A 23,588-nucleotide genomic window follows, 5' to 3' on the forward strand; every position below is an offset into this window, starting at 1 on the left:
GTGGCAGACCAGACGAAACACCTCTTTGTGACAGGCGGAGTCGCTTCCTCTCTCGGCAAGGGACTGACCGCATCGAGCCTGGGCCTGCTGCTCCGGGCGCGTGGCCTCAAGGTCACCATGCAAAAGCTCGATCCCTACATCAACGTCGACCCCGGGACGATGAATCCGTTCCAGCACGGCGAGGTGTTCGTGACCGAGGACGGCGCCGAGTGCGACCTCGACATCGGGCACTACGAACGGTTCCTCGACACCAACCTGCGGGGCCGGTCAAACGTGACGACCGGGCAGGTTTACAACGACGTGATCGCCAAGGAGCGCCGCGGTGAGTTCCTCGGCGACACGGTGCAGGTGATTCCGCACATCACCAACGAGATCAAGGCCCGGATGCGGGCCGACGCCACCGAGTTGCCCCCGGACGAGCGACCCGACGTGATCATCACCGAGATCGGCGGCACGGTCGGCGACATCGAGTCGCTGCCGTTCCTGGAGGCGGCCCGGCAGGTGCGCCACGACGTCGGCCGGTCCAACTGCTTCTTCCTCCACGTCTCCCTGGTGCCCTACCTGGCCCCGAGCGGTGAGCTGAAGACCAAGCCGACCCAGCACTCGGTCGCCCAGTTGCGCCAGGTCGGCATCACCCCCGACGCGCTGGTGCTGCGCTCGGACCGCGAGGTGCCGACGTCGATCAAGCGCAAGATCTCGATGATGTGCGACGTCGACGTCGACGGGGTGGCTAACGCGATGGACGCCCCGAGCATCTACGACATCCCCAAGGTGATCCACGCCGAGGGGCTGGACGCGTTCGTGGTGCGCTACCTGGGCCTGCCGTTCCGCGACGTCGACTGGTCCGACTGGGACTCCCTGCTGCGCCGGGTTCACGAGCCGGAGCACGAGGTGGAGATCGCCCTGGTCGGCAAGTACGTCGACCTGCCGGATGCCTACCTGTCGGTGAGCGAGGCGATGCGCGCCGGGGGGTTCCACCACGACGCGAAGGTCTCCATCCGGTGGGTGGCCTCCGACGAGTGCCGCACCGAGGCGGGGGCGAGCAAGGCCCTCGGCGGGGTCGACGCCATCCTGGTGCCCGGCGGGTTCGGGGTGCGCGGCATCGAGGGCAAGATCGGTGCCCTGCGGTGGGCCCGGGAACGCGGCGTGCCGACGCTGGGGATCTGCCTGGGGCTGCAGGCCATGGTCATCGAGTTCGCCCGCAACGTCGCCGGGATCGAGGGTGCTAGCTCCACCGAGTTCGACCCCGACGGTCCGGCGCCGGTCATCGCCACGATGGAGGAGCAGAAGGCCTTCGTCGAGGGCGCCGGTGACCTGGGGGGCACCATGCGGCTCGGCTCCTACGAGGCCGCGCTGGAGTCCGGGTCGGTCGCAGCACAGGCGTACGGGTCGACGTCGGTGACCGAGCGGCACCGGCACCGCTACGAGGTCAACAACGGCTACCGGGACCAACTCGCCGAGGCTGGACTGACCTTCTGCGGCACCTCGCCCGACGGGTCCCTGGTGGAGTTCGTCGAGCTGCCCGCCGACGTGCACCCCTACTACGTGTCCACGCAGGCCCACCCGGAGTTCAAGTCCCGCCCGCACCGGGCGCACCCGCTGTTCGCCGGACTGGTCGGCGCCGCCCTCGACGTGCAGCGCAGCCAGCGCCTCGTCGAGGTGGAGCGCACCCACAGCGCATGACCCTGGACGCCCCCCGCGCCGTCGCCGCCGAGCTGGAGGACCGCCTCGAGCGGTCGCCGGTGCGTGAGTCCGACGTCGTCTTCGACGGCCGCGTCTGGGACGTGCGCCGGGACCGGGTCGACCTCGGCGAGGCCGGTGAGGTGGTCCGGGAGTACGTCGACCACCCCGGTGCCGTGGCCGTGCTCGCGCTGCGGGAGGACCGCGGCGCGCCCGAGGTGCTGCTCATCCAGCAATACCGCCACCCGATCGGCGCCCACGAATGGGAACTTCCCGCGGGGCTGCTCGACGTCGCCGGGGAAGCGCCGTGGGTCGGTGCCGCCCGGGAGCTGGACGAGGAGGCCGACCTGCGGGCCGCCACCTGGCACCTGCTCGCCGACTACCTCTCCTCACCGGGCGGGGTCAGCGAGGCGCTGCGCGTCTATCTGGCCCGGGACCTGGCCGACGTGCCCGAGGGTGAGCGGTTCACCCGGGAGGCCGAGGAGCTCGGTATGCCGACCCGTTGGGTCCCCCTTGACCTGGCCGTGGACGCGGTGCTGGCCGGGCGGCTGCGCAACGCCACCGTCGCCATCGGCGTGCTCAGCGCCCAGGCCTCGCTGGCCCGCGGGTGGGACACCCTCCGGCCGGTCGACACCCCCTGGCCCGCCCACCCGCGGCTGGGCTGACGCACCCCGCGGACTCAACCTTTCGGGGCGGCACGCCGTTGAGAATGGTGACGGTGCCGTCTCCGGGTGGAGCGGCCGACCACGGTGAGGAGCGGGCGTGCGGAGCGATCAGGAGCAGGAGTTCGTGGCGTTCGTCGACGCCGTGTCGCCGCGCCTGCTCGCCAGCGCCTGGCTGCTCACCGGGGACGCGGACGCAGCCCAGGATCTGGTCCAGGAGACCCTGACCCGGCTCTACGTCCGCTGGCGGCGGGTCCGCGGCGGCAACCCCACGGCATACGCCCGTCGGGTGTTGACCAACCTGCACACCGACGCCTGGCGCGGCCGGCGCCACGAGGTGCTGGTCGCCGAGCCCGCCGAGCGTGCCGGGAGCGACCCGCACACGGGTCGACACTTCGACGTGGTCCGGGCTTTGCAGGAGCTGCCGCCGCGGGAGCGTGAGGTGGTCGTGCTGCGGCACTACCTGGACCAGTCCGAGGAGCAGACCGCTCAGAGCCTCGGCACCTCGGTCGGCACCGTCAAGAGCTCGGCCTCACGCGGCCTGGCCAAGTTGCGGGAGATCCTGCGGGAAGGAGACGAGTCCCATGTCGGACGAGCGTGACGTGGTGGAGTTGCTGGACCGTGCGGTGCGGGAGGGCCCTGCGCTGCATCTCGACAGCGCGGCCGTGCTGGCCGCCGGGCGGGGCAGGGTGCGGCGTCGTCGGCTCACCGGAATCGGGGCCACCCTCGTGCTGGCGGGGGGCGTGTGGCTCGGTGGAACCCACCTGGGCGGGCAGGAGCAGGTGGCGCCGTCTCCGGCGACCACCGACCAGGAGGGCCGGGTCGTGCCGATGGAGCAGGGCGTCACCCTTCTCGGGCACGCATTCAGCGTCTCGCTCAGCCAAGAGACCCATGGCGAGCTGATCCTGACCCAGCAGGACGACCCGGACCGGCGACAGTTCGTGCTGGGCCCGACGACCGGGACCGAGGTGCAGTTCCAGCGGATCCCAGCGGGCGTGGTGGTCGCAGTCCCGGGGTGGGACCCGTCCCAGCCCGCGCCGACGGAGGCGCAGGTCCGGTCCGCCGGTGGAGACCTGCGGTGGGTGGAGAGCGCCGACGCCGTCGTGGTCCAGACCCCGGACGCGGCGGTGGCGCTGCTCTCGGTGCCGGCCGAGTCGGGTGAGCAGCTCTCCGTCGGTGGGGTGCGCCTCGCCGACGGAACGGTGCTGGAGGAGGTGTCGGCCACTTTCCCGCCACCCGACCTGGAGGTCACCACCGGGGACGACGGCTATGGGCTGCTCCTCGACGGGGCCCCGGTGCAGTTCGTGACGTCCCTGGCCGGGGACGTGGACGTCTGGACCAGCCACAGCCGCACCGTCGTGGTCTCACCGACGGGCGAGGCGGACTGGTCGATGGTGCTGATCCGGGGCCACCAGTCCGGGTTCCCCGAGCTCCAGGACGGCCTAGAGATCGAGGGTCAGGCGATGAGCGTCCGCGTGTACGAGGGACTGATCGCCGAGGACGTGGCCGACGTGCTGATCGGGCGGGGCGGCGAGTTGTCGCTCGGCTCGGGTGGGGATGTCCTGACGCAGCAGTTGACCTCGCTCGAGGGTGCCGCCTGCTACGTGCCCAGCGTCGACCTCTGGTGCGTCCAGCAGTCTGCGGCGGCGGAGGGGTACCCCGCAGTGGCGGCCCACGGGGTCGCGGTTCTGCCCGCTGGACTCGCCGACCCCTACGTGCTCGGCGGCGACTATTCGAACGGCACCCTGGAGTTCCTGGTCGCCCAGCGGATGCCGGAGGGCGCGACCGGCGCCACGCTGCAGATACCCGGTGGGGAGCCCGTGCCCGCGGAGGTCGTGCGGATGGGGGACTCGGCGTTGGCCGTGGCCCGGGCCGCCGCACCGGCGCAAGACGCGGACGTCGCTCCGGAGGCGGAGTGGGCGGACCTGATGTGGGCGATGGACGGGTTCACCTGGGAATAGGCGGCACAAAGCGGTTGCCCGGCCCGGTCCGGGTGGGCACGATGGAGGGCCTCGACCAGGGAGGCCGGCCATGACGCACGTGTCCCGCCCGACCCTGCCCACCCAGGACGGTGTGCTGGACGTGGCCTGCGATGAGTCCGGCGCCGAGGGGGAGCACCTGGCGGGAGCCACGACCGACGTCTTCGCCCACGCCACGGTGGCCGTGCCGCGTCCGCTGGCCGAGGGAGCCGTCGCGGACATCCGCGACCTCATCGGGTCGCCGGCGTTGGAGTACAAGGCGAATCACCTGCTCCGGCGCAAGCACCGGGAGGTGCTGAGGTGGTTCCTCGGTCCGGACGGGCCGGTCCACGGATGCGCGCGCGTCCACCTGGTCCAGAAGGAGTACTTCCTGCTGCGGCGACTCACCCAGTTCCTGCTCGTGGACGCGGACGCTGCGACTTCGCTGTACCCGTCCGGGAGCGGGACCGGGCCCCGGTGGGACGCGTTCCTGCACGCCGCCAACGAGCTGATGCGGACCAGGGCCGTGGAGGAACCGGCAGACCCTGTCGGGGCCTTCTACGGGTCCCTGGACGCGCTGCCCCACTCCGGGACCGGTGTGTGCCAGCGCCTGGCCGGGACGCGTGCCCGGGCCGAACGGTTGCGGCCCGCACTCGTAGGGGACGCCGCGTCGATCCCCACGCTGGATCCGCTATTCCCAGCCATCGAGCGGGCCGTGCACCTGTGGGGGACGCCGGACCGACCGGTGCTGCTGGTCCACGACGAACAGCGCTCGCTCTCCCCGGACCGGGTGGCGTCCCTGGCGCGCGGGATGAACGGCTGCCTCGCCGGGATCCGCCTGGTGGACTCCACGACCGACCCGCGGGTCCAGCTCGCGGACTTCCTCGCCGGGGTGGCCCGGTGGATCGCCTCGGAGGCGCTCGGCGGGTCGGGTGAGCCCGACCTCACCGCCGCGCTCACGGCATACGTCGATCCCGCCTCGGTGTGGGCGGACCGGGCGAGCTGGTCCCGCCTGGCCCCGGGGGCGCTGGCGGGGTGACCCGCGCGGCCGCCGGTCAGTCGCCGGCGACGAAGAAGAGCCAGGTGCCGTCCCCGGCGATGCCGACCCGCCAGCCCGAGTAGCCCTCGGCGCCGCGCATGCGGTCGACCTCCTCCTGCGGGTAGAGCCCGGCGTCGACGATCTCCTGCCAGTCCTCGTCGGTCGCGTCCAGGGAGTAGGCGGCCGGCCAGACCGTGACGGGGCCGTCGCCCTCGTAGGTCTCCTGGCTCGGGCTGGTTGCCGTGAGCAGGACCGCGAGAGCCAGGTAGCGACCCTCGACGTCGGGCAGCCCGAGGGCCTCCTCGGGGGGCGTCTCCCCGAAGGACAGGGTCGGCTGGTCCGCCTCGGCGGCGGAGATCAACGCGTCCGAGTCGCAGCCGACCGCGGCGTCCAGCAGCGAGGTCGCCTGGTCGACGACGGGCTGGGGGGAGTCGCCGGCGTTCAGGTCGCCCGGGGTGTAGCCGCTGCTGGAGCACTCCTCGGCCGGGGGTGCCGCCGCGTCGGTGGTCTCCTCGGCCTCGTCGGACTCCGACGGCTCGGCCGACTCGGTCTCGGTGCCCTCGCCGTCTTCCGACTCCTCGTCCTCCTCGGCGGGCGGCACTGCGGCGGTGTCCTCCTCGGAGTCCTGCTCGGTCTCGTCGCCGACGTCCCGCCCGGGGTCGTCCTGGATGGGGTCGGCGACGTCGGAGGCGGTGGTCGGATCCGCCGGCGGTTCCTCCTCGGTGCCGCACGACGCGGTCAGCAGGAGGGCAGCAGTGAGGGTCGGAGCGAGGATGGCACGGCGCACGTGGACGTCCTTCGGGTCGTGGAGTCGGGCGTCGTCCAACATATCCGTAGACTGGTGCCCGCGTGGCAGACCGCCACGCGACCACCACGATCCCGACCAGAGGTTCCACCGTGCTCCGAACACACCGGGCCGGCACCCTGCGTGCCGACCACGCCGACCAGACCGTCACGCTCACCGGGTGGGTTGCCCGGCGACGCGATCACGGCGGGGTGGCGTTCCTGGATCTGCGGGACGCCTCCGGCGTCGTCCAGGTGGTGGCCCGCGACGAGGTGCTCGCCGAGGGCGGGGCCCACGATCTGCGCAACGAGTACTGCATCAAGGTGACCGGCAGCGTTCGGGTGCGGCCGGACGGCAACACCAACCCGGACCTGCCGACCGGTGAGATCGAGGTCGTCGCCGGCGACCTGGAGGTGCTCAGCGAGTCCGAGGCCCTGCCGTTCCAGATCGACGAGCGGGTCTCCGTGGGTGAGGAGGCGCGGCTGCGGCACCGCTACCTGGACCTGCGCCGCCCGGGTGCCAGCGCCGCCGGGCAGAACCTCCGGCTGCGCAGCAAGGTGAACGCGGCCGCCCGCAACCTGCTGGACGAGCGGGACTTCGTCGAGGTCGAGACCCCGACGCTGACCCGGTCCACCCCCGAGGGTGCCCGTGACTTCCTGGTGCCGGCCCGCCTGCAGCCCGGGTCCTGGTACGCCCTCCCGCAGAGCCCGCAGCTGTTCAAGCAGTTGCTCATGGTCGCGGGGCTGGAGCGGTACTACCAGATCGCCCGCTGCTACCGGGACGAGGACTTCCGCGCCGACCGGCAGCCGGAGTTCACCCAGCTCGACATCGAGATGAGCTTCGTCGAGCAGGAGGACGTCATCGAGCTCGGCGAGGCCATCGCCACGGCGGTCTGGCAGGTCATCGGTGTCGACCTGCCCACCCCGTTCCCGCGGATCACGTATGCCGAGTCGATGGCCCGCTACGGGTCCGACAAGCCCGACCTGCGCTTCGACCTCGAGCTGGTGGATTGCACCGAGTACTTCGCCGACACCCCGTTCCGGGTCTTCCAGGCCCCGTATGTCGGGGCGGTCGTCATGCCCGGTGGCGGCAGCCAGCCGCGGCGCCAGTTCGACGCCTGGCAGGAGTGGGCCAAGCAGCGGGGCGCCAAGGGGCTGGCCTACGTCACCGTGGCCGAGGACGGCACGCTCGGCGGGCCGGTCGCCAAGAACCTGACTGACGCGGAGCGGGACGGCCTGGCTGCCCACGTTGGCGCGAAGCCGGGGGACTGCGTGTTCTTCGGGGCCGGTGCCGTCAAGTCCACGCGGGCGCTGCTCGGGGCGGCGCGCACCGAGATCGCGCGCCGTTGCGACCTCATCGACGAGTCGGCCTGGTCGCTGCTGTGGGTGGTCGACGCGCCGCTGTTCGAGCCGGCCAGCGAGGCCGTCGCCGCGGGTGACGTCGCCGTCGGTGGTGGCGCCTGGACGGCCGTGCACCACGCGTTCACCTCCCCGCAGGAGCAGTTCCTCGACACCCTGGAGGAGGACCCGGGCTCCGCACTGGCCTACGCCTACGACCTGGTCTGCAACGGCAACGAGATCGGCGGTGGGTCGATCCGTATCCACCGCCGGGACGTCCAGGAGAGGGTCTTCGCCATCATGGGGTTGTCCGAGGAGGAGGCCCGGGAGAAGTTCGGCTTCCTGCTCGAGGCGTTCAAGTTCGGGGCCCCGCCGCACGGTGGGATCGCCTTTGGCTGGGACCGGATCGTGGCGTTGCTGGCCGGGACGGAGTCCATCCGCGACGTCATCGCCTTCCCCAAGTCCGGTGGCGGGTTCGACCCGCTGACCGCGGCGCCCGCCCCCATCACCGCGGCCCAGCGCAAGGAGGCCGGGGTCGACGCGGTGCCTGCGGCGGACGCCCCGCCGGTGCAGGGCGTCGAGGACGTCAGTCCGGCCGAGAGCTGAGCCGTGACAGGAGCTCGGGGGCGCCGTCCCCCTCGAGCTCCGCGGGCTTCACACCACGTCCGGACAGGACGAGCAGCATCGCCTCGGCGCTGCCGCGGACCTCGGGTCCCTGGCCATGGGTCCAGTCCACATCGTGTGCGACGAGCCGGAGGTCGGCCGTCCGGCGCGACGGGCCGCCACTGACCGGGATCGTGAACGGCCAGCGGGCGGCCAGGAGCCAGCTCGCGACCGGGCGGAAGGCCTCGGCTGGCACGGGGCGGGGCCGTCCGAGGGGACGCCGGACGTCGAGGGCGTGCACGGTGGCGTCGACCACGGACAGGATCTGCGGCAGGCCGGGTGGGCCGGCATCCTCGGCGACATTGCGTCGCAACCGGTCCAGGATGGCGTCGGTGCCTCGGCCGGACCACCGGACGGCCGACTCGGCGATCATCCGGTTGTAACCGAAGCGGGACCGTGCCAACTCGCCCACCATCTCGTGCGGCCGGAGCGACTGCCCGTATGCCGCGTGGGCGGCCACATCCTGGACCGTCCAGCCGGCGCACAGTGAGGGCGTGGCCCACTGCTGGGAATCCAGGGTCTCCAGGAGGTCGAGCAGTGCCTGCCGCTCGGTGCGCAGGACCGGGGTCAACGCGCCCACGCTCTGAGTGTGGCACCGCCGCTTCCCGGGCACCAGACCCACATCGCCAGACGGCACGTCCGGTGCCCCGCCTGACCGCCAGACGAGGCGTCCGGTGGGGTGTGCGCACCGCCAGACCACACGTCCGGTGGGGTGTGCGCACCGCCAGACGACACGTCCGGTGGGGTGTGCGCACCGCCAGACGACACGTCCGGTGGGGGTGGGGTCCGTAGGGTGTGGGGGTGAGCCCTCCCGCAGCGCCGGACGTCGTGGTCGTCGGGTCGGGGCCGAACGGGCTCGCGGCCGCGGTGACCCTGGCGCGGGCCGGGCTGGGGGTCACCGTGATGGAGGGGCAGCCGAGCCCGGGGGGCGGGGTGCGGACGCTGCCGTTCCGGGCGCCCGGCGCACCCGGGGGCGAGGGACTGCTCCGGGACGTGTGCGCCGCGGTGCCCGCTGCCGCGCCGTCGTCACCGTTCTTTGCCGCGTTCGACCTGCCGGCCCGGGGTGTGGAGCTCATCGTCCCCGAGGTGTCCTACGCCCATCCGCTGGACGATGGGCGGGCCGGCATCGCCTACCGGGACCTCGCCAGGACCGTGGCCGGGCTGGGGGAGGACGGGCCCCGGTGGCGCACCCTCATGGGTCCCCTGGTGCGGCACCACCGGGACGTGGCGGCACTGGCACTCTCCGACAAGCGCTCGCTGCCCCGGGCCGCCACCACGCCCGCGGGGCTGGCCGCGGCGGGGGCCGCGTTCACCCGGGCGCTGGGACTGCTGTCCCGCGCGGTCACCGACCCGTGGTGGCGGGCCGAGGTCGCCCCGGCCCTGGTGACCGGGGTGGCCGCACACAGCATCACTGCGCTGCCCTCGCTCGCGGCCGCGGGCACCGCCGCCTACCTGGGTGCCCTGGCGCACAGCCCGACCGGCTGGCCGCTGGTGCGCGGCGGCATCGGGGAGATCACCCGGGCGCTGGTCGCCGACCTGGAGTCCCACGGGGGCAGGCTCGTCCTCGACCACCCCGTCCGGTCCCGCGCGGACATCCCCCCGGCGCGGGCCGTGGTCCTGGACACCCACGTCGCGGTCGCCGCCGGGCTGCTGGCCGAGCCCCATCGGTCACGGTTGCGGCAGCTGCCCCTCGGGTCCGGCGTGTGCAAGGTGGACTTTGTGCTCTCCGGGCCAGTCCCCTGGGCACATCCGGAGGTAGGGCGGGCTGGCACCGTGCACCTCGCCGGGTCGGTGGCCCAGGCCAGGGCGGCCGAGGCCGAGGTCGCTGCGGGGCGCCATGCGGAGCACCCGGTGATGCTGGTCAGCGACCCCACCGTGCACGACCCCGGGCGGCTCGGGACCTCGGGGCTGCGGCCGCTGTGGGCCTACGCGCACGTCCCGCAGGGCTCGACGCGCGACCTGCGCGCCGCGGCGGAGGCCCAGGTGGAACGGTTCGCACCCGGATTCCGCGACGTCGTGGTGGACTGCGTCGTCACCCCGGCCTCCCGACTGTCGGAGCAGAACGCGGGCTACCCGGGGGGCGACATCTCGGGGGGACTCGTCACGATGCGGCACATGGTCGCCCGGCCGTCGTGGGGGCGGGACCCGTATGCCGTGGCGCCGGGGGTGTGGCTGTGCTCGGCGTCCACTCCACCGGGGCCCGGGGTCCACGGGATGTCCGGCCTGCACGCCGCACGACGGGTGTTGCGCGAGTTCGGGATCAGGCGGGTGCCTCCACTCGGGCCCCGCTGACCGGTGCGGCGCCCACGGCTGGGCACCGGGCGACCGTCAGGCGAGGCGGCGGCTGTGCCAGGGGTAGGCGGTGCGGTAGCCGAGGCGGCGATAGACGGACAGGGCGGTGGCGTTCGCGCTGTACACGCCGAGCGTGCACACCCCGTGTGCTCCCAGCGCGTGGCGGGTCAGTGCCGCCGTGATGGCCGTGCCGAGTCCGCTGCCCCGGTGGTCGCGGTGGACGACGATGCCGGCCAGGTGCGGGGCCCCGGAGTTCAGGAGCTGCATGCCGCCGGCCGCGATCAGCGCTCCGTCACCGCTCCGGAGGCCGAGCCACAGGACGGTCCGGCCCGTCCCCGGCTCACCCTCGGCGGTGGGGCTGTGCTCCGTGGACAGGACCGAAATCGCATCGGCATCCGCCACGTCGTCCAACTCCACCAGCATCTCTTCGCCGCGGGCCGGAGCCGGCGCCGAGGTGGTCCACATAAAATCCCACTCGCCGCCGCCGGCGAGGTCGAAGTGCGCCGCCAGCACCGCGGCATACGGCTGCGGGATCGACAGCCCGTTCACGCCGAGCCGCGCGACATGCCCCTCCTCGCGCAACCCGGTGAGCAGGTCCGCGAGCCCGACCTCGGGGGACAGGGTGCCGGTGGACAGCGGGATCAACCACAGGCCGTGCCGGTGCGTGCCCAATCGCTCCACGGCGACCGCACCGGCGCCGGCGAGGACGGCGCCCTCAAACGGGTCGGGGACGGCCCACCGGACGAACGGGTCGTCCCGGGTCAGATCCAATAGGTCCCGGTGGCTGCCCACGGGGCGGAGCGGTCGGTCGAGCACCGCCACATCGTAGGAAAGTGGTGAGAGCCGGCCCGCGGTCAGGTCGCGAGCCAGGCCGCGGCGACGGCGAGGAGACCAGCCGCCAGGCTGTGCAGCAGGGGCGGAAGGGAGGCCGCGGCGCGCGCGGTCACCAGGTTGTCGGAGGGGTACTCGTTCATGTCTCAAGCCTGCGCCGGGAGGGTGCGCACGCGCATCGATCCGCGGGACCGTTCTGAAGTGCGACGTCGGTCGCCGGGGGGCGGTGCCGGGTCATCCCGGGGTATGACGAGAGACTCCGCACCGCTTGCCCCAGACCGGGTGGGGGTCGGCGGGCGCGGGATGCCCGGTGCGTCCAGCAGCGCGGGTTAACCTGCCCACGTGCCCGGATCCGACGGTGGCGACCTGTTCGCCCAGCAAGTGGACGAGACGGGTGACCTGCGCCCGCCCCTGGCCGTCCGGATGCGACCGGCCACCCTGGAGGAGGTCCGCGGCCAGGCCGACGTGCTGCGCCCGGGCAGTCCGCTGCGCCGGTTGATCGAGGGACAGGGCGGTGCCGCGGGGCCGTTGTCGGCGATCCTGTGGGGTCCGCCGGGGACGGGCAAGACGACGCTGGCCCACCTGGTGGCCCAGGCCGCGGGCCGGACCTTCGTCGAGCTGTCCGCGGTCACCGCGGGGGTGAAGGATGTGCGGGCGGTCATGGAGCAGGCCACCCGGGAGCGCAGCCTCTACAGCCGCCAGACGGTGCTGTTCCTGGACGAGATCCACCGGTTCAGCAAGGCCCAGCAGGACGCGCTGCTCCCCGGTGTGGAGAACCGCCTGGTGATCCTGGTGGCCGCGACGACCGAGAACCCCTCGTTCAGCGTCATCGCGCCGCTGTTGTCCCGGTCCATGCTGATCCGGTTGCAGTCCCTGGACGACGCGCAGGTCGGGCAGGTCCTCGACGAGGCGCTGGAGGACGAGCGGGGGCTGGCCGACCGGTTCACCCTCGAGCCGGAGGCCCGGGAGCACATCATCCGGATCGCGGGCGGCGACGCCCGCCGGGCGCTGACCACGCTGGAGGCAGCCGCCGGGGTCGCCGAGGACGCCGTCGCGGCAGGCCGCGAGGAGGATCAGGTCGTGATCGCCCTCGCGGCGGCCGAGCAGGCGGTGGACCAGGCCGCGGTGCGTTACGACCGGGCGGGGGACCAGCACTACGACGTCGCCAGCGCGTTCATCAAGTCGATGCGGGGCAGCGACGTCGACGCGGCACTGCACTACCTGGCCCGACAGCTGGAGGCCGGGGAGGATCCGCGGTTCATCGCCCGGCGGATCGTCATCGCCGCCAGCGAGGACGTGGGAATGGGCGACCCGACGGCCCTGCAGACCGCGGTCGCGGCGCTGCACGCTGTCGCCCAGATCGGGATGCCGGAGGCCCGGATCATCCTGGCCCAGGCGGTCGTCCACAATGCCCTGGCCCCCAAGTCCAACGCGGCCTACCGGGGCATCAACGCCGCCATCGAGGACGTGCGCGCCGGGCGCGGCGGGGCAGTGCCCGCCCATCTGCGGGGTACCGGCTACGCACGGGCGGCCGACCTCGGCCACGGGGAGGGCTACCGCTACAGCCACGACGAGCCGGCGGGGGTGGGGCCGCAGCAGTACCTGCCCGACGACCTCGTCGACGCCGACTACTACCAGCCCACCGACCGCGGCTGGGAGGAGCGGCTGGGCCCGCGCTGGCGCCAGCTGCGCGGGATCATCCGGGGTGAGGAGTCCTCCGGTTAGAGTGTCCCGACCCCGTTCGAGCATGAGGAGCCCATGGAAACCGCCGAGATCCGCCGTCGCTGGCTGTCCTTCTTCGAGGGCAAGGGCCACACGGTGGTGCCCAGCGCGCCGCTGCTGTATGACGACCCGAACCTGCTGTTCGTCAACGCCGGGATGGTGCCGTTCAAGCCCTACTTCCTGGGGCAGCAGACCCCGCCCTGGGAGCGGGCCACCTCGGTGCAGAAGTGCGTGCGCACGCTGGACATCGAGGAGGTCGGCAAGACCACCCGGCATGGCACGTTCTTCCAGATGAACGGCAACTTCTCCTTCGGCGACTACTTCAAGGAAGGGGCCATCTCCTACGCGTGGGAGCTGGTCACCGGGTCCCAGGACGAGGGGTTCCTGGGCTTTGACCCCGACACCGTGTGGGTGACCGTGCTGGAGGGGGACGACGAGGCCGCAGACCTGTGGCACCGGGTGGCCGGGCTGCCGCACGACCGCATCCAGCGCCGGGGACGGGAGGACAACTACTGGCACATGGGGGTTCCCGGCCCAGGGGGCCCGTGCAGCGAGATCTACATCGACCGCGGCCCCGAGCACGGCCCCGACGGTGGGCCTGTCGTCGACGAGGACCGGTTCCTGGAGATCTGGAACCTGGTGTTCATGCAGGAGGAGCTCTCCGAGGTCCGGTCCAAGGTCGACTTCGACATCGCCCGGGAACTGCCGAACAAGAACATCGACACCGGGATGGGTCTGGAGCGGGTGGCCTACCTGCTGCAGGGGGTGGACAACCTCTACGAGATCGACGAGGTCTACCCGGTCATCGCCGCGGCCGAGGAACTCTCCGGGCGGCACTACGGCGCCGACCACGGTGACGACGTCCGGTTCCGGGTGGTCGCCGACCACGTCCGTTCCGGCCTGATGCTGATGGGCGACGGGGTGACCCCGGGCAACGAGGGGCGCGGCTACGTGCTGCGCCGCCTGCTGCGCCGTGCCGTGCGGTCCATGCGCCTGCTGGGCGTGCAGGACCCGGCGCTGCCGCAGCTGCTGCCGATCAGCCTGGAGGCCATGAGCAAGTCCTACCCGGAGCTGGAGCCGATGTTCGGGCGGATCAGCCAGGTCGCCTACGCGGAGGAGGACGCGTTCCGGCGCACCCTGGCCCAGGGCACCACGATCCTGGACACCGCCGTCACCCGGGCCAAGGCCGAAGGCGCCGGGCAACTGGCCGGTGACCAGGCGTTCGCGCTGCACGACACCTACGGCTTCCCGATCGACCTGACCCTGGAGATGGCGCAGGAGCAGGGCCTGTCGGTGGACCGCGAGGGCTTCACCCGGTTGATGACCGAGCAGCGGGAGCGCGCCAAGGCCGATGCCCGCGCCAAGAAGTCCGGGCACGCCGACACCGAGGTGTGGCGGGAGCTGCGGGACCGGGGCGCCACGGAGTTCTTGGCCTACCAGACCCTGACCGCCGAGGCCTCGGTCCAGGGACTCGTCGTCGACGGGGCCCGGGTGCCGGTGCTGGAGCAGGGGCAGCGCGGCATGCTCGTGCTGGACCGCACCCCCTTCTACGCCGAGTCCGGTGGTCAGATCGCCGACGAGGGCATCATCGAGGCCGACGGCGTCCGGCTGCGGGTGCGGGACGTGCAGCGCCCGGTGAAGGGCCTCATCGTGCACACCGTCGAGGTCGAGGAGGGCCAGCTGGCCGAGGGCACCGGCGTGCAGGCGCTGGTCGACCCCGACTGGCGGGTGCAGGCCTGTCAGGCGCACTCGGGCACGCACGTCGTCCACGCGGCGCTGCGCCAGGTGCTGGGCCCCAACGCGCTGCAGAGCGGGTCCTACAACAAGCCCGGCTACCTGCGGCTCGACTTCGCCTGGAACTCCTCGCTGTCGCCGGAGACCCGCTCGGAGATCGAGGAGGTCGCCAACCTGGCGCTGCGGCAAGACCTGCCCGTGTCGGCGAGCTACATGACCCTGCCCGAGGCCCGCGAGCAGGGGGCGCTCGCGCTGTTCGGCGAGACGTATGACGAGCAGGTGCGGGTTGTCGAGATCGGCGGTCCCTGGTCGCGCGAGCTGTGCGGTGGCACCCACGTGCGGCACTCCTCCCAGGTCGGTGCGCTGACCCTGATCGGGGAGTCCTCGGTCGGCTCCGGCTCCCGGCGCGTGGAGGCGCTGGTCGGGATGGACGCCCTGCACTACCTGGCCAAGGAGCGGGCGCTCGTGGCCGAGTTGACCTCCCTGGTGGGGGTCAGCCCGGAGCACCTCACCGACCGGGTGTCCCAGGTGCTGGGCCGGTTGAAGGAGGCCGAGCGGGAGATCGCCGGCATGCGGCAGCAACAGGTGCTCGCGGCCGCGGGCCAGCTCGTCGAGCAGGCCAAGGACGTCTCCGGGATCCGGGTCCTGACGCACGACGCCGGCACCGGGGTCGCCGGGGACGAACTGCGGTCCCTGGCGACCGACCTGCGCGAACGGCTGGGCAACGAGCGTGCCTCCGTCGTCGCCGTGGCCGGGGTGAACAACGACCGGCCTGCCATCGTCGTCGCCACCAACCCCACCGCGAGAGAGGCTGGGGTGAAGGCCGGGGCCCTGGTCAAGGCTGCCGCCCAGGCGCTGGGTGGCGGGGGCGGCGGCAAGGACGACCTCGCGCAGGGCGGGGGCCAGGACCCCACCCAGGTCCCGGCCGCCCTGGCTGCGGTCGAGCACGCCGTTGCCGATCACGTGGGCCTGCCCAGGTAGCCCGGCGTGCGGCGCGGTGTGCGGCTGGGGGTTGACGTAGGTCAGGTGAGGGTCGGGGTGGCCCAGAGCGACCCCGACGGCATGCTGGCGACCCCCGTCGCCACCCTCCAGCGCGATCCGCAGGATGGTGCCGACGTCGACCAGATCGCCGGGATCGCCTCGGAGACAGCGGCGATCGAGGTCGTCGTCGGTCTCCCGCGGTCACTCTCCGGTGACGAGGGAGTAGCCGCGCAGCGCGCACGCGACTACGCTGCAACGTTGCACCTCCGCCTCGCCCCGGTGGCGGTGACACTGTTCGACGAGCGGTTGACGACCGTTGATGCCCACCGTGCCCTGCGCTCCAGCGGGGTCCACGGCCGAGCGCACCGCTCCCGGATCGACCAGGCCGCCGCAGTGCTCATCCTGCAGGCGGCGTTGGACGCCGAACGCAGTACCGGTCGCCCGGCCGGCGAACCCGTGGGTGCACGCAAGCCACGGACCAAGAGGTCCGCGGCCCGACACGAAGGACCGCAGCCGTGACTCGACCCCCTGAGAACGACTCGACGACCAGTGAGTCCCCGGACGCCGAGCGTCCGCACGACGAGCCAAGCCACGACGAGCACGCCCACGAGGAGCACCCTGCCGAGGAACCTGCCTATCTCACGGACGAGCACGGTGCCGATGCTCACCGCGCGGACGAGGAATGGCTGACCGAGCACGACGAGACGCTGGCCGACGACGTGATCGCGGCGGGGTTGCACCCCGACGACGACCACCTGGACCACGACCTGGAGCCGCGCCGCAAGCGCAAGCACCACAACCCGGCTGTGCGGTGGACCGCCATCGTCGCGGCCCTGGTGATCGTGCTCGGGGCCGGCTACTTCGGCGGCCGGGCCCTGGGCGGGCTGATCCCCAGCTTCGACTTCGGCAGCGGGGCGCCGGAGGACTTCGAGGGCTCCGGCAGCGGTGAGGTGCAGGTGGAGATCCCGCAGGGTGCCGGCGGTGGCGAGATCGGCCGGGTGTTGGCCGACGCCGGGGTCGTGGCCAGCGCCGAGGCCTTCGCCAACGTGGCCGCCGCCGACCCGCGGGCCACCGGGATCCAACCGGGCAGCTACACCCTGGCCCAGGAGATGAGCGCCAGCGCGGCCCTGGAAGGGCTGCTGAACCCGGAGAGCCGCAACGTCGCCCGGGTCACCGTCCGGGAGGGCCTGTGGGTCTCCGAGGTGTTCGCGCTGCTCGCCGAGCAGACCGGCAACGACGTGGCCGACTACGAGGAGGTCGACCCCGAGTCGCTCGACCTGCCCGAGGGCGCCGACGGTGAGCTGGAGGGATACCTCGCCCCCGACACCTACGCCTTCGCCCCGGACGACACGCCGCAGGAGCAGCTCCAGCAGATGGTCAACCTGGGCAAGCAGCGCTACGAGAGCCTCGGCGTGAGCTCCGAGGACATGCACGACACCCTCGTCATCGCGAGCCTGATCGAGGGGGAGGCCTCCAACCCCGACGACCTGGGCAAGGTGTCCCGGGTCATCCAGAACCGGCTGGAGGACGACGAGCCGCTCGGGCTGGACTCCACGATCCACTTCATCGCCCAGGCCCGTGGGCACGCCGGGACCACCGACGAGCAGCGCGAGGTGGACGACCCCTACAACACCTACCGCAACACCGGCCTCCCGCCCGGGCCGATCAACAGCCCCGGCGCGGCCGCGATCGAGGCGGCGCTCAACCCCGCCGAGGGCGACTGGATGTTCTTCGTGACGGTGAACCCCGACACCGGCGAGACGGTGTTCACCGAGACCTACGAGGAGCACCAGGAGGAGGAGAAGAAGTTCCACGCCTGGTGCCGGGAGAACCCGGACCGCTGCTGACCCATGGAGCGCCGTGCCGGGGTGGTCGGTGACCCGATCGCCCACTCGCTGTCGCCCGTGCTGCATACGGCCGCGTATGCCGCGCTCGGGCTGGGTGACTGGACCTACCACCGGGACCGGGTGCCCGCGGGCGCGTTGGCCGCGCACGTCGCGGGCCTGGACGGAGCCTGGGCGGGACTGTCGGTGACCATGCCCGGCAAGGAGGAGGCGCTGGCGCTGGCTGTGGAGGCCGGTGAGGAGGCACTGCTGGTCGGTGCGGCGAACACCCTCACCCGGTGCCCGGGCGGCTGGCGCGCGGACAACACCGATGTCGCGGGGCTGGTCGAGGCACTCCGGGAGGCCGGGGTCACGACGCCGGCACTCGTCGACCTGATCGGCTCCGGCGCCACGGCCCGATCCGCCCTGGTGGCCCTGCACCGGCTCGGGGTGCGGGCCGTCCGCTTCGTGGTGCGGGACCGGGTGCGCCCGGAGACGGCCGCGCTGGCCGCGCACCTGGGGATCACGGTGACTGCCGTCCCGTATGCGGGGTGGGCGCCGTCCGGTGCCACCGAGGGACGGGTGCGGGCGGACCTGGTGTTGAGCACGGTGCCCCCGGGCGCCACGCCGCCTGTGGACGACGCTCCCGTATCCGGGGGCGGTGTGGTGTTCGATGTGACGTATGCACCCTGGCCCAGCCCCTTCGCGACCGACGTCGCCCGACACCGGCGCACCGTCGTCGGCGGGTGGAGCATGCTGCTGCACCAGGCCGCGGCCCAGGTGCACCTGATGACAGGGCGGGACGCGCCGGTGGCGGCGATGCGCGGGGCCCTCGCGGGGGTCCTGCCCCAGGTCAGCACGGGATGAACCCCTGGTATCTGACGCTCGTCGTGGCGGGACTGTCCCTGGCGGGCCTGCCCGTGGCCCGGTGGCTGCGCTGGGTGACCTACCGCAAACCGGACGAGGAGGAGCTCCCGCTGCCCGGTAGCCGTTGGTGGGTCCCCCCGTGGATGGCCATCGCCGGCGGCGCGTTGACCTGGCGCATCGTGATGTCCGACCCCGCGCGCGGGGTGGGGGACGTCGTCGACCCGGGTGTGGGCAGCGGGAGGGAGGGGTGGATCCAACTCGTGCTCCTGCTGACCACGCTCGTGGTCGTGCTCGCCTGCGTCTGCCTGGCCGCGATGGACATGGACGTGCACCGGCTGCCGGACCGCATCATGTGGCCGACCATGGGCACCCTGACCTTCGGCCTGCTGGTCGCCGCGTTGCTGGGCGGCGGGCTCGGCACCTGGGTCGGGGCCCTCGTCGCCGGCCTCGCCTGCGGGCTCGGCTACCTGCTGCTGGCGCTGACGTCCCTGGCCCGGGGCTCGCTGGCCCTCGGCCTGGGCGACGTCAAGCTGGCGGCGCTGCTGGGCGCCGGACTGGGCTGGTTCGGCTGGCAACCCGTGGTGGTCGGGATGTACGCGGGATTCCTCCTCGGGGGCCTGCTCGCCGTGGCGCTGCTCGTGCTGGGCCGGGTCACCTTCCGGGGGCACCTGCCCTACGGCCCGCCCATGATGCTCGGTGCACTGCTGGGGGCGATGGTCCCGCCGGACGTGCTGTCCGGGCTGTTCTGAACCCGTGACAGGATTCTCCCCATGTTGCGCTGGTTGACCGCCGGGGAGTCCCATGGCCCCGCCCTGACCGCCGTCCTGGAGGGGCTGCCCGCAGGTGTCCGGGTGGACCGGGCCGCCGTGGAGGGCGCCCTGGCGCGGCGTCGCCTCGGCTACGGCCGCGGCGCCCGGATGTCGTTCGAGGCCGACCGGCTCAGCTTCCTGGGCGGTATGCGCCACGGGGTGACACTCGGCTCACCCCTGGCGCTCCAGATCGCCAACAGCGAGTGGGCCAAGTGGGAGTCGGTGATGGGACCCGAGCCGGTCGACGCCGACGACCTGGCCAGGGCCGACGACGTGGGAGCGCCCCAGGAACTGGCCCGCAACCGCCCGCTGACCCGTCCCCGCCCCGGCCACGCCGACCTCGTGGGGATGCAGAAGTACGGCTTCGACGAGGCGCGCTCGGTCCTGGAGCGGGCCTCGGCCCGGGAAACCGCCGCCCGGGTCGCGCTGGGCGCCGTCGCCGCAGCCTTCCTGGAGCAGGCCTGTGGCGTCGAGGTGGTCAGCCACACGGTCGCGATCGGCACCGCCTCCCGTGCCACGGCCGACGACGACGCACCGCTGGTGGAGGACCTGCCCCGTGCCGCGGACGTGCCGCGGTTGGACGAGGACCCGGTCCGCAGCCTGGACCCCGACCTGTCCGCGGCGATGGTCGGCGAGATCGACACGGCCAAGAAGGCGGGTGACACCCTGGGCGGTGTCGTCGAGGTCCTGGCCTGGGGCCTGCCGCCGGGGCTGGGCTCCCACGTGCACTGGGACCGCCGGTTGGACTCCCGGCTGGCGGGGGCCCTGATGGGGATCCAGGCGATCAAGGGCGTCGAGCTGGGCGAGGGCTTCCGCACAGCGGGCCGGCGCGGCAGCGAGGCGCACGACGAGATCGAGCGTGACGGGGAGGGCCTGGTGCGCCGCCGGACGTTGCGTTCGGGGGGCACCGAAGGTGGGATGAGCACTGGCGAGGTGCTCCGGGTCCGCGCGGCCATGAAGCCGATCAGCACCGTGCCGCGGGCGCTGCAGACCATCGACGTCACCGACGGCAGCGCGGCCACCGCCATCCACCAGCGGTCCGACGTGTGCGCCGTCCCGGCAGCCGGCGTCGTGGCCGAGGCGATGGTCGCCCTGGTCCTGGCCGACGCGGTGCTGGAGAAGTTCGGTGGCGACTCCGTCGCCGAGGTCAGCCGCAACCTGCGCTCCTACCTGGACGCCATCCCCGAGACCATGCGCGGGGACTGGGATGTCTAGCCCGCGGGTCGTGCTGGTCGGGCCGCCCGGCGCGGGCAAGACCACGGTCGGCGGCCTGCTCGCGACGGACCTGGGCGTCGCCTTCCTGGACACCGACGCCGCCGTGGAGTCCGCCCAGGGCCGCACGATCAGTGACATCTTCGTCGAGGACGGTGAGGCACGGTTCCGGGAGCTGGAGCGTGCCCAGGTGGTGCGATCGCTCGCCGAGCACGACGGCGTCCTGGCACTGGGTGGCGGGGCCGTGATGGACCCCACCGTGCAGGAGTCGCTTCAGGGCCACCGTGTGGTCTTTCTCGACGTCGCCATCGGGGACGCCGCGTCCCGGGTCGGCTTCGACGGGTCACGACCGCTGCTGGCGGTGAACCCGAGGGCCAGCTGGACCCGGATGATGAACGCCCGCAGGGCCACCTACCAGGCGGTCGCCACGCACCGCGTCGACACCGGCGGACGCACCCCCGAGGAGGTCGCCGGCGAGGTCCGGGAGCTGGTGGGGGAGCAGTGAGCGGGGCGCAGGTCGAGCCACAGGTGGTGCCCGTGGGCCGCGAGTATGCCGTGCACGTCGGCCCGGGCGTGCTGTCCGAGCTGGGCGCCCTGGTGCGCCAGGGCCGCCGGGTCATGGTGGTGCACCAGCCCGGCCGCGAGGATCTGGCCGAGCAGGTGCGGGAGGTGGTCGCGTCGGCCGGTGGGGAGACCCACCTCCACTGCGTGCCGGACGCCGAGGCGGCCAAGGAGGTCGGCGTGCTCGCTGGGGCCTGGTCCGAGTTGGGTCGCGCCGGGTTCACCCGCGACGACCTCGTGGTGGGGCTGGGCGGGGGAGCGGCGACCGACCTCGCCGGGTTCGTCGCCGCCACCTGGCTGCGCGGGGTCGACCTGGTGCAACTGCCGACCTCGCTGCTCGGCGTCGTCGACGCCGCGGTCGGCGGCAAGACCGGGATCAACACCGCCGAGGGCAAGAACCTGGTCGGGGCCTTCCACCCGCCGCGGGCGGTGCTGTGCGACCCGGCCTGGTTGGACTCGATGGCACCCGGCGACTACGTCTCCGGCCTCGCCGAGATCATCAAGTGCGGCTTCATCCGGGACCCGGAGATCCTGGACCTCATCGAGCAGGACCCCGCGGCAGCCACCCGGCCCCGGGAGCCGGTGACCGTGGAGCTGATCGCCCGGGCCGTCCGGGTCAAGAGCGACGTCGTCGCCGCCGACCTGCGGGAGGCCTCGCTGCGCGAGATCCTCAACTACGGCCACACCTTCGCCCACGCCATCGAGCAGGTGGAGGGCTACACCTGGCGCCACGGGGACGCCGTGGCCGTCGGTATGGTCTTCGTCGCCGAACTCGCCCGCGCCGCGGGCCTCATCGAGGAGGACCTGGTGGCCCACCACCGCCGGCTGCTGACCGCGGTCGGCCTCCCCACGACATACGACGGCGGTTCCTGGTCATCGCTGCGCGCGGCGATGGGGCGCGACAAGAAGGCCCGGGGGAGCACGCTGCGATTCGTGGTCCTGGAGGGGCTGGCCTCACCCGGCCTGCTCACCGGGCCCGACGAGGCACTGCTGGAGCAGGCCTACCGGGCCGTCTCCTCCTGAGGGTGCAGCGGCGCGCCGCCCCGTGAGGTGGCCGAGCGGCGGGCGCTGCCGCCTCGGCTGGCCGGCGCCATCAGGTCGTGCAACGCCGCCAGGTCCTGCTCGGCCGGCAGCCCCCAGCCCTGCTCGTAGCCGGCCACCTCGCGCAACGGGGTCGCTGAGCGGTTGCCGAGGAGGATCTCGACCTGGTCGGCGTCGATCATCGCGGGATGCACCACCCCGCAGGCCTCCGCCAGCTTGAGCATCTCCCGGCGCCAGGCCCGCAGGTAGTTGGCGGCCCGCTCGGACTTCAACGGCACGTCGATCCCGCGGGTCAGCCACGGGTTCTGTGTGGCGACACCGGTCGGGCAGCGGTCGTTGTGACAGTGCTGCGCCTGGATGCACCCGATCGAGATCATCGCCTCCCGGGCCACGTAGACCATGTCGACGCCCAGGGCGAAGGCCACGGCGGCACTGTCGGGCATGCCCAGCTTGCCGGCGCCGATGAAGACGATGTCCTCGGTCAGGCCGCGCTCGGCGAAGAGCCGGTACATCCGGGGGAACCCGATCCGGAACGGCAGCGACACCGAGTCGGAGAAGCTCAGCGGCGCGGCGCCGGTGCCGCCCTCCCCGCCGTCGATCGCGATGAAGTCCACGCCCCGGTCGGTGGTGGCCATCTGCTCGGCCAGCTCCTCCCAGAACGCGAGGTCGCCCACGGCCGACTTGATCCCGACCGGCAGCCCGGTCTCCGTGGCGATCATCTCGATCCAGTCCAGCATGGAGTCGACGCTGTCGAACTCGGCGTGCCGGGAGGGGCTGGCGCAGTCCCGGTCCCGGCGGATACCGCGGATCTGGGCGATCTCCTCGGTGATCTTCGCCTGGGGCAGCATCCCGCCCAGACCGGGCTTGGCGCCCTGGCTCAACTTGACCTCGATCGCCTTCACGGGGGCCGAGGCGACCAGGTCCTTGAGCCGCTCCAGGCTGAACGCGCCGTCCTCGTCGCGGCACCCGAAGTAGGCGGTGCCGATCTGGAAGATGAGGTCCGCGCCCTGGCGGTGGTGCTCGGAGATGCCGCCCTCACCGGTGTTGTGCAGGGCCCCGGCCCCGGCGCACCCGCGGTTCAGCGCCTCGACCGCCGGGCCGGACAGGGACCCGAAGCTCATCGCGGACACGTGGATGATCGACTGCGGTCGGAACGCCTTGGCCCGGCCGCGGGCGGCCCCGAGCACCTTGGCGCACGGGAGCACGTCCTGCTCCCCGGAGTGCGGCAGGGTGCTCGGGGAGACCTCCGCGAACGTGCGGTGCTTCAGCACGGCATACCCCTCGGCGTGCTCCACGTCGTTGTCGGTGCCGAAGCCGAAGTAGGGGTTCTCCAGCTTGGAGCTGGCGTAGATGAAGCGTCGTTGGTCGCGGCTGAACGGCCGCTCCTCGTCGTTGTCGGTGACGATGTACTGCCGCAGCTCGGGTCCGACCCCCTCCAACAGGTAGCGGAAATGCCCCACGACGGGGAAGGTGCGCAGGATCGCGTGCTTGCGCTGGGTCAGGTCCCGGGCGGCCAGGGCGGCCAGCCCGGCAGCGGGGAGCGCCAGGGCCTTGGTCCAGTTCATGGCCGACACTCTGCCGCATAGGATGGC

At 72.8% G+C, this 23,588-nt stretch carries 20 protein-coding genes; 16 read left to right on the plus strand and 4 right to left on the minus strand.

The features are described from left to right. From AC1QRC_RS11555 to AC1QRC_RS11575, 5 genes are all read left to right on the plus strand, one after another. Positions 1-1,683, plus strand: a complete 1,683-nt coding sequence (locus AC1QRC_RS11555; protein WP_484203452.1) for a CTP synthase — start codon at positions 1-3, stop codon at positions 1,681-1,683. After that, entirely contained in the window at positions 1,680-2,345 is a 666-nt protein-coding gene (locus AC1QRC_RS11560; RefSeq protein ID WP_484203453.1) for an NUDIX domain-containing protein, read from the plus strand. The genes AC1QRC_RS11555 and AC1QRC_RS11560 overlap by 4 nt, the downstream gene beginning before the upstream one ends. Before the next feature lie 97 nt (positions 2,346-2,442). Then, positions 2,443-2,943, plus strand: coding sequence for a SigE family RNA polymerase sigma factor (locus tag AC1QRC_RS11565; protein ID WP_484203454.1), 501 nt, complete (start codon positions 2,443-2,445; stop codon positions 2,941-2,943). Beyond that, complete coding sequence (locus tag AC1QRC_RS11570) at positions 2,927-4,303, plus strand: hypothetical protein (protein ID WP_484203455.1); 1,377 nt, start codon at positions 2,927-2,929, stop codon at positions 4,301-4,303. Before AC1QRC_RS11565 ends, AC1QRC_RS11570 begins: the two co-directional genes overlap by 17 nt. 70 nt (positions 4,304-4,373) lie before the next feature. After that, positions 4,374-5,339, plus strand: a complete 966-nt coding sequence (locus AC1QRC_RS11575; RefSeq protein WP_484203456.1) for a hypothetical protein — start codon at positions 4,374-4,376, stop codon at positions 5,337-5,339. 16 nt (positions 5,340-5,355) lie between these two features. On the opposite strand, the gene AC1QRC_RS11580 is transcribed toward AC1QRC_RS11575, so the two are convergent. After that, positions 5,356-6,168 carry a hypothetical protein gene (locus tag AC1QRC_RS11580; protein WP_484203457.1) on the minus strand — a complete coding sequence of 271 codons (813 nt, stop codon included), beginning with the start codon at positions 6,166-6,168 and terminating at the stop codon, positions 5,356-5,358. A 68-nt stretch (positions 6,169-6,236) separates the two neighbouring features. On the opposite strand from AC1QRC_RS11580, the gene aspS reads away from it, so the two are divergent. Further along, on the plus strand, positions 6,237-8,066 hold the full coding sequence (gene aspS, locus AC1QRC_RS11585; protein ID WP_484203458.1) for an aspartate--tRNA ligase: 1,830 nt from the start codon (positions 6,237-6,239) through the stop codon (positions 8,064-8,066). Here the strand turns inward: aspS and AC1QRC_RS11590 are convergent. Beyond that, positions 8,047-8,703 carry a maleylpyruvate isomerase family mycothiol-dependent enzyme gene (locus AC1QRC_RS11590; RefSeq protein ID WP_484203459.1) on the minus strand — a complete coding sequence of 219 codons (657 nt, stop codon included), beginning with the start codon at positions 8,701-8,703 and terminating at the stop codon, positions 8,047-8,049. The two genes, aspS and AC1QRC_RS11590, sit on opposite strands and share 20 nt — an antisense overlap. A 221-nt stretch (positions 8,704-8,924) precedes the next feature. Here AC1QRC_RS11590 and AC1QRC_RS11595 point away from each other — a divergent pair, with 221 nt between their 5' ends. Then, positions 8,925-10,415, plus strand: a complete 1,491-nt coding sequence (locus tag AC1QRC_RS11595; RefSeq protein ID WP_484203460.1) for a phytoene desaturase family protein — start codon at positions 8,925-8,927, stop codon at positions 10,413-10,415. Between the two features lie 36 nt (positions 10,416-10,451). Here AC1QRC_RS11595 and AC1QRC_RS11600 read toward each other — a convergent pair whose 3' ends face one another. Beyond that, the gene (locus tag AC1QRC_RS11600) at positions 10,452-11,231 is read right to left on the minus strand and encodes a GNAT family N-acetyltransferase (RefSeq protein WP_484203461.1); all 780 of its coding nucleotides are present in this window, start codon (positions 11,229-11,231) and stop codon (positions 10,452-10,454) included. A gap of 438 nt (positions 11,232-11,669) precedes the next feature. On the opposite strand from AC1QRC_RS11600, the gene AC1QRC_RS11605 reads away from it, so the two are divergent. From AC1QRC_RS11605 to aroB, 9 genes are read left to right on the plus strand one after another with little or no spacing between them, the layout of a single operon-like run. Then, entirely contained in the window at positions 11,670-12,971 is a 1,302-nt protein-coding gene (locus tag AC1QRC_RS11605) for a replication-associated recombination protein A (RefSeq protein WP_484206627.1), read from the plus strand. A 33-nt stretch (positions 12,972-13,004) separates the two neighbouring features. Continuing rightward, positions 13,005-15,683 (plus strand): alanine--tRNA ligase, encoded by a 2,679-nt coding sequence (gene alaS / locus AC1QRC_RS11610; RefSeq protein WP_484203462.1) that lies wholly within the window; start codon positions 13,005-13,007, stop codon positions 15,681-15,683. A 6-nt stretch (positions 15,684-15,689) separates the two neighbouring features. After that, positions 15,690-16,202 carry a Holliday junction resolvase RuvX gene (gene ruvX, locus AC1QRC_RS11615; protein ID WP_484203463.1) on the plus strand — a complete coding sequence of 171 codons (513 nt, stop codon included), beginning with the start codon at positions 15,690-15,692 and terminating at the stop codon, positions 16,200-16,202. Then, complete coding sequence (gene mltG, locus AC1QRC_RS11620; RefSeq protein ID WP_484203464.1) at positions 16,199-17,530, plus strand: endolytic transglycosylase MltG; 1,332 nt, start codon at positions 16,199-16,201, stop codon at positions 17,528-17,530. Before ruvX ends, mltG begins: the two co-directional genes overlap by 4 nt. Positions 17,531-17,533: 3 nt before the next feature. Beyond that, on the plus strand, positions 17,534-18,373 hold the full coding sequence (locus AC1QRC_RS11625) for a shikimate dehydrogenase (protein ID WP_484203465.1): 840 nt from the start codon (positions 17,534-17,536) through the stop codon (positions 18,371-18,373). Next, positions 18,370-19,122: a prepilin peptidase gene (locus AC1QRC_RS11630; protein WP_484203466.1), complete on the plus strand. Its 753-nt coding sequence runs from the start codon at positions 18,370-18,372 to the stop codon at positions 19,120-19,122. The genes AC1QRC_RS11625 and AC1QRC_RS11630 overlap by 4 nt, the downstream gene beginning before the upstream one ends. 21 nt (positions 19,123-19,143) lie before the next feature. Then, positions 19,144-20,397, plus strand: coding sequence for a chorismate synthase (aroC, locus tag AC1QRC_RS11635; protein ID WP_484203467.1), 1,254 nt, complete (start codon positions 19,144-19,146; stop codon positions 20,395-20,397). Further along, positions 20,390-20,899, plus strand: coding sequence for a shikimate kinase (locus tag AC1QRC_RS11640; protein WP_484203468.1), 510 nt, complete (start codon positions 20,390-20,392; stop codon positions 20,897-20,899). Before aroC ends, AC1QRC_RS11640 begins: the two co-directional genes overlap by 8 nt. Then, positions 20,896-21,978, plus strand: coding sequence for a 3-dehydroquinate synthase (gene aroB, locus AC1QRC_RS11645; protein ID WP_484203469.1), 1,083 nt, complete (start codon positions 20,896-20,898; stop codon positions 21,976-21,978). The genes AC1QRC_RS11640 and aroB overlap by 4 nt, the downstream gene beginning before the upstream one ends. On the opposite strand, the gene AC1QRC_RS11650 is transcribed toward aroB, so the two are convergent. Next, positions 21,957-23,561: a glutamate synthase-related protein gene (locus AC1QRC_RS11650; RefSeq protein ID WP_484203470.1), complete on the minus strand. Its 1,605-nt coding sequence runs from the start codon at positions 23,559-23,561 to the stop codon at positions 21,957-21,959. The genes aroB and AC1QRC_RS11650 overlap by 22 nt on opposite strands. Positions 23,562-23,588: the final 27 nt, after the last annotated feature.

It is taken from the genome of Ornithinicoccus sp. (genome assembly GCF_057176825.1).

Bases quoted from the DNA above. Each gene is read 5' to 3' on its own strand.
- AC1QRC_RS11570 (WP_484203455.1), top strand. From the start codon at position 2,927: ATGTCGGACGAGCGTGACGTGGTGGAGTTGCTGGACCGTGCGGTGCGG.
- AC1QRC_RS11560 (WP_484203453.1), top strand. From the start codon at position 1,680: ATGACCCTGGACGCCCCCCGCGCCGTCGCCGCCGAGCTGGAGGACCGC.
- AC1QRC_RS11640 (WP_484203468.1), top strand. From the start codon at position 20,390: ATGTCTAGCCCGCGGGTCGTGCTGGTCGGGCCGCCCGGCGCGGGCAAG.
- AC1QRC_RS11650 (WP_484203470.1), bottom strand. From the start codon at position 23,561: ATGAACTGGACCAAGGCCCTGGCGCTCCCCGCTGCCGGGCTGGCCGCC.
- AC1QRC_RS11625 (WP_484203465.1), top strand. From the start codon at position 17,534: ATGGAGCGCCGTGCCGGGGTGGTCGGTGACCCGATCGCCCACTCGCTG.
- AC1QRC_RS11630 (WP_484203466.1), top strand. From the start codon at position 18,370: ATGAACCCCTGGTATCTGACGCTCGTCGTGGCGGGACTGTCCCTGGCG.
- AC1QRC_RS11580 (WP_484203457.1), bottom strand. From the start codon at position 6,168: ATGTTGGACGACGCCCGACTCCACGACCCGAAGGACGTCCACGTGCGC.
- aroC (WP_484203467.1), top strand. From the start codon at position 19,144: ATGTTGCGCTGGTTGACCGCCGGGGAGTCCCATGGCCCCGCCCTGACC.
- AC1QRC_RS11575 (WP_484203456.1), top strand. From the start codon at position 4,374: ATGACGCACGTGTCCCGCCCGACCCTGCCCACCCAGGACGGTGTGCTG.
- alaS (WP_484203462.1), top strand. From the start codon at position 13,005: ATGGAAACCGCCGAGATCCGCCGTCGCTGGCTGTCCTTCTTCGAGGGC.
- AC1QRC_RS11605 (WP_484206627.1), top strand. From the start codon at position 11,670: ATGCGACCGGCCACCCTGGAGGAGGTCCGCGGCCAGGCCGACGTGCTG.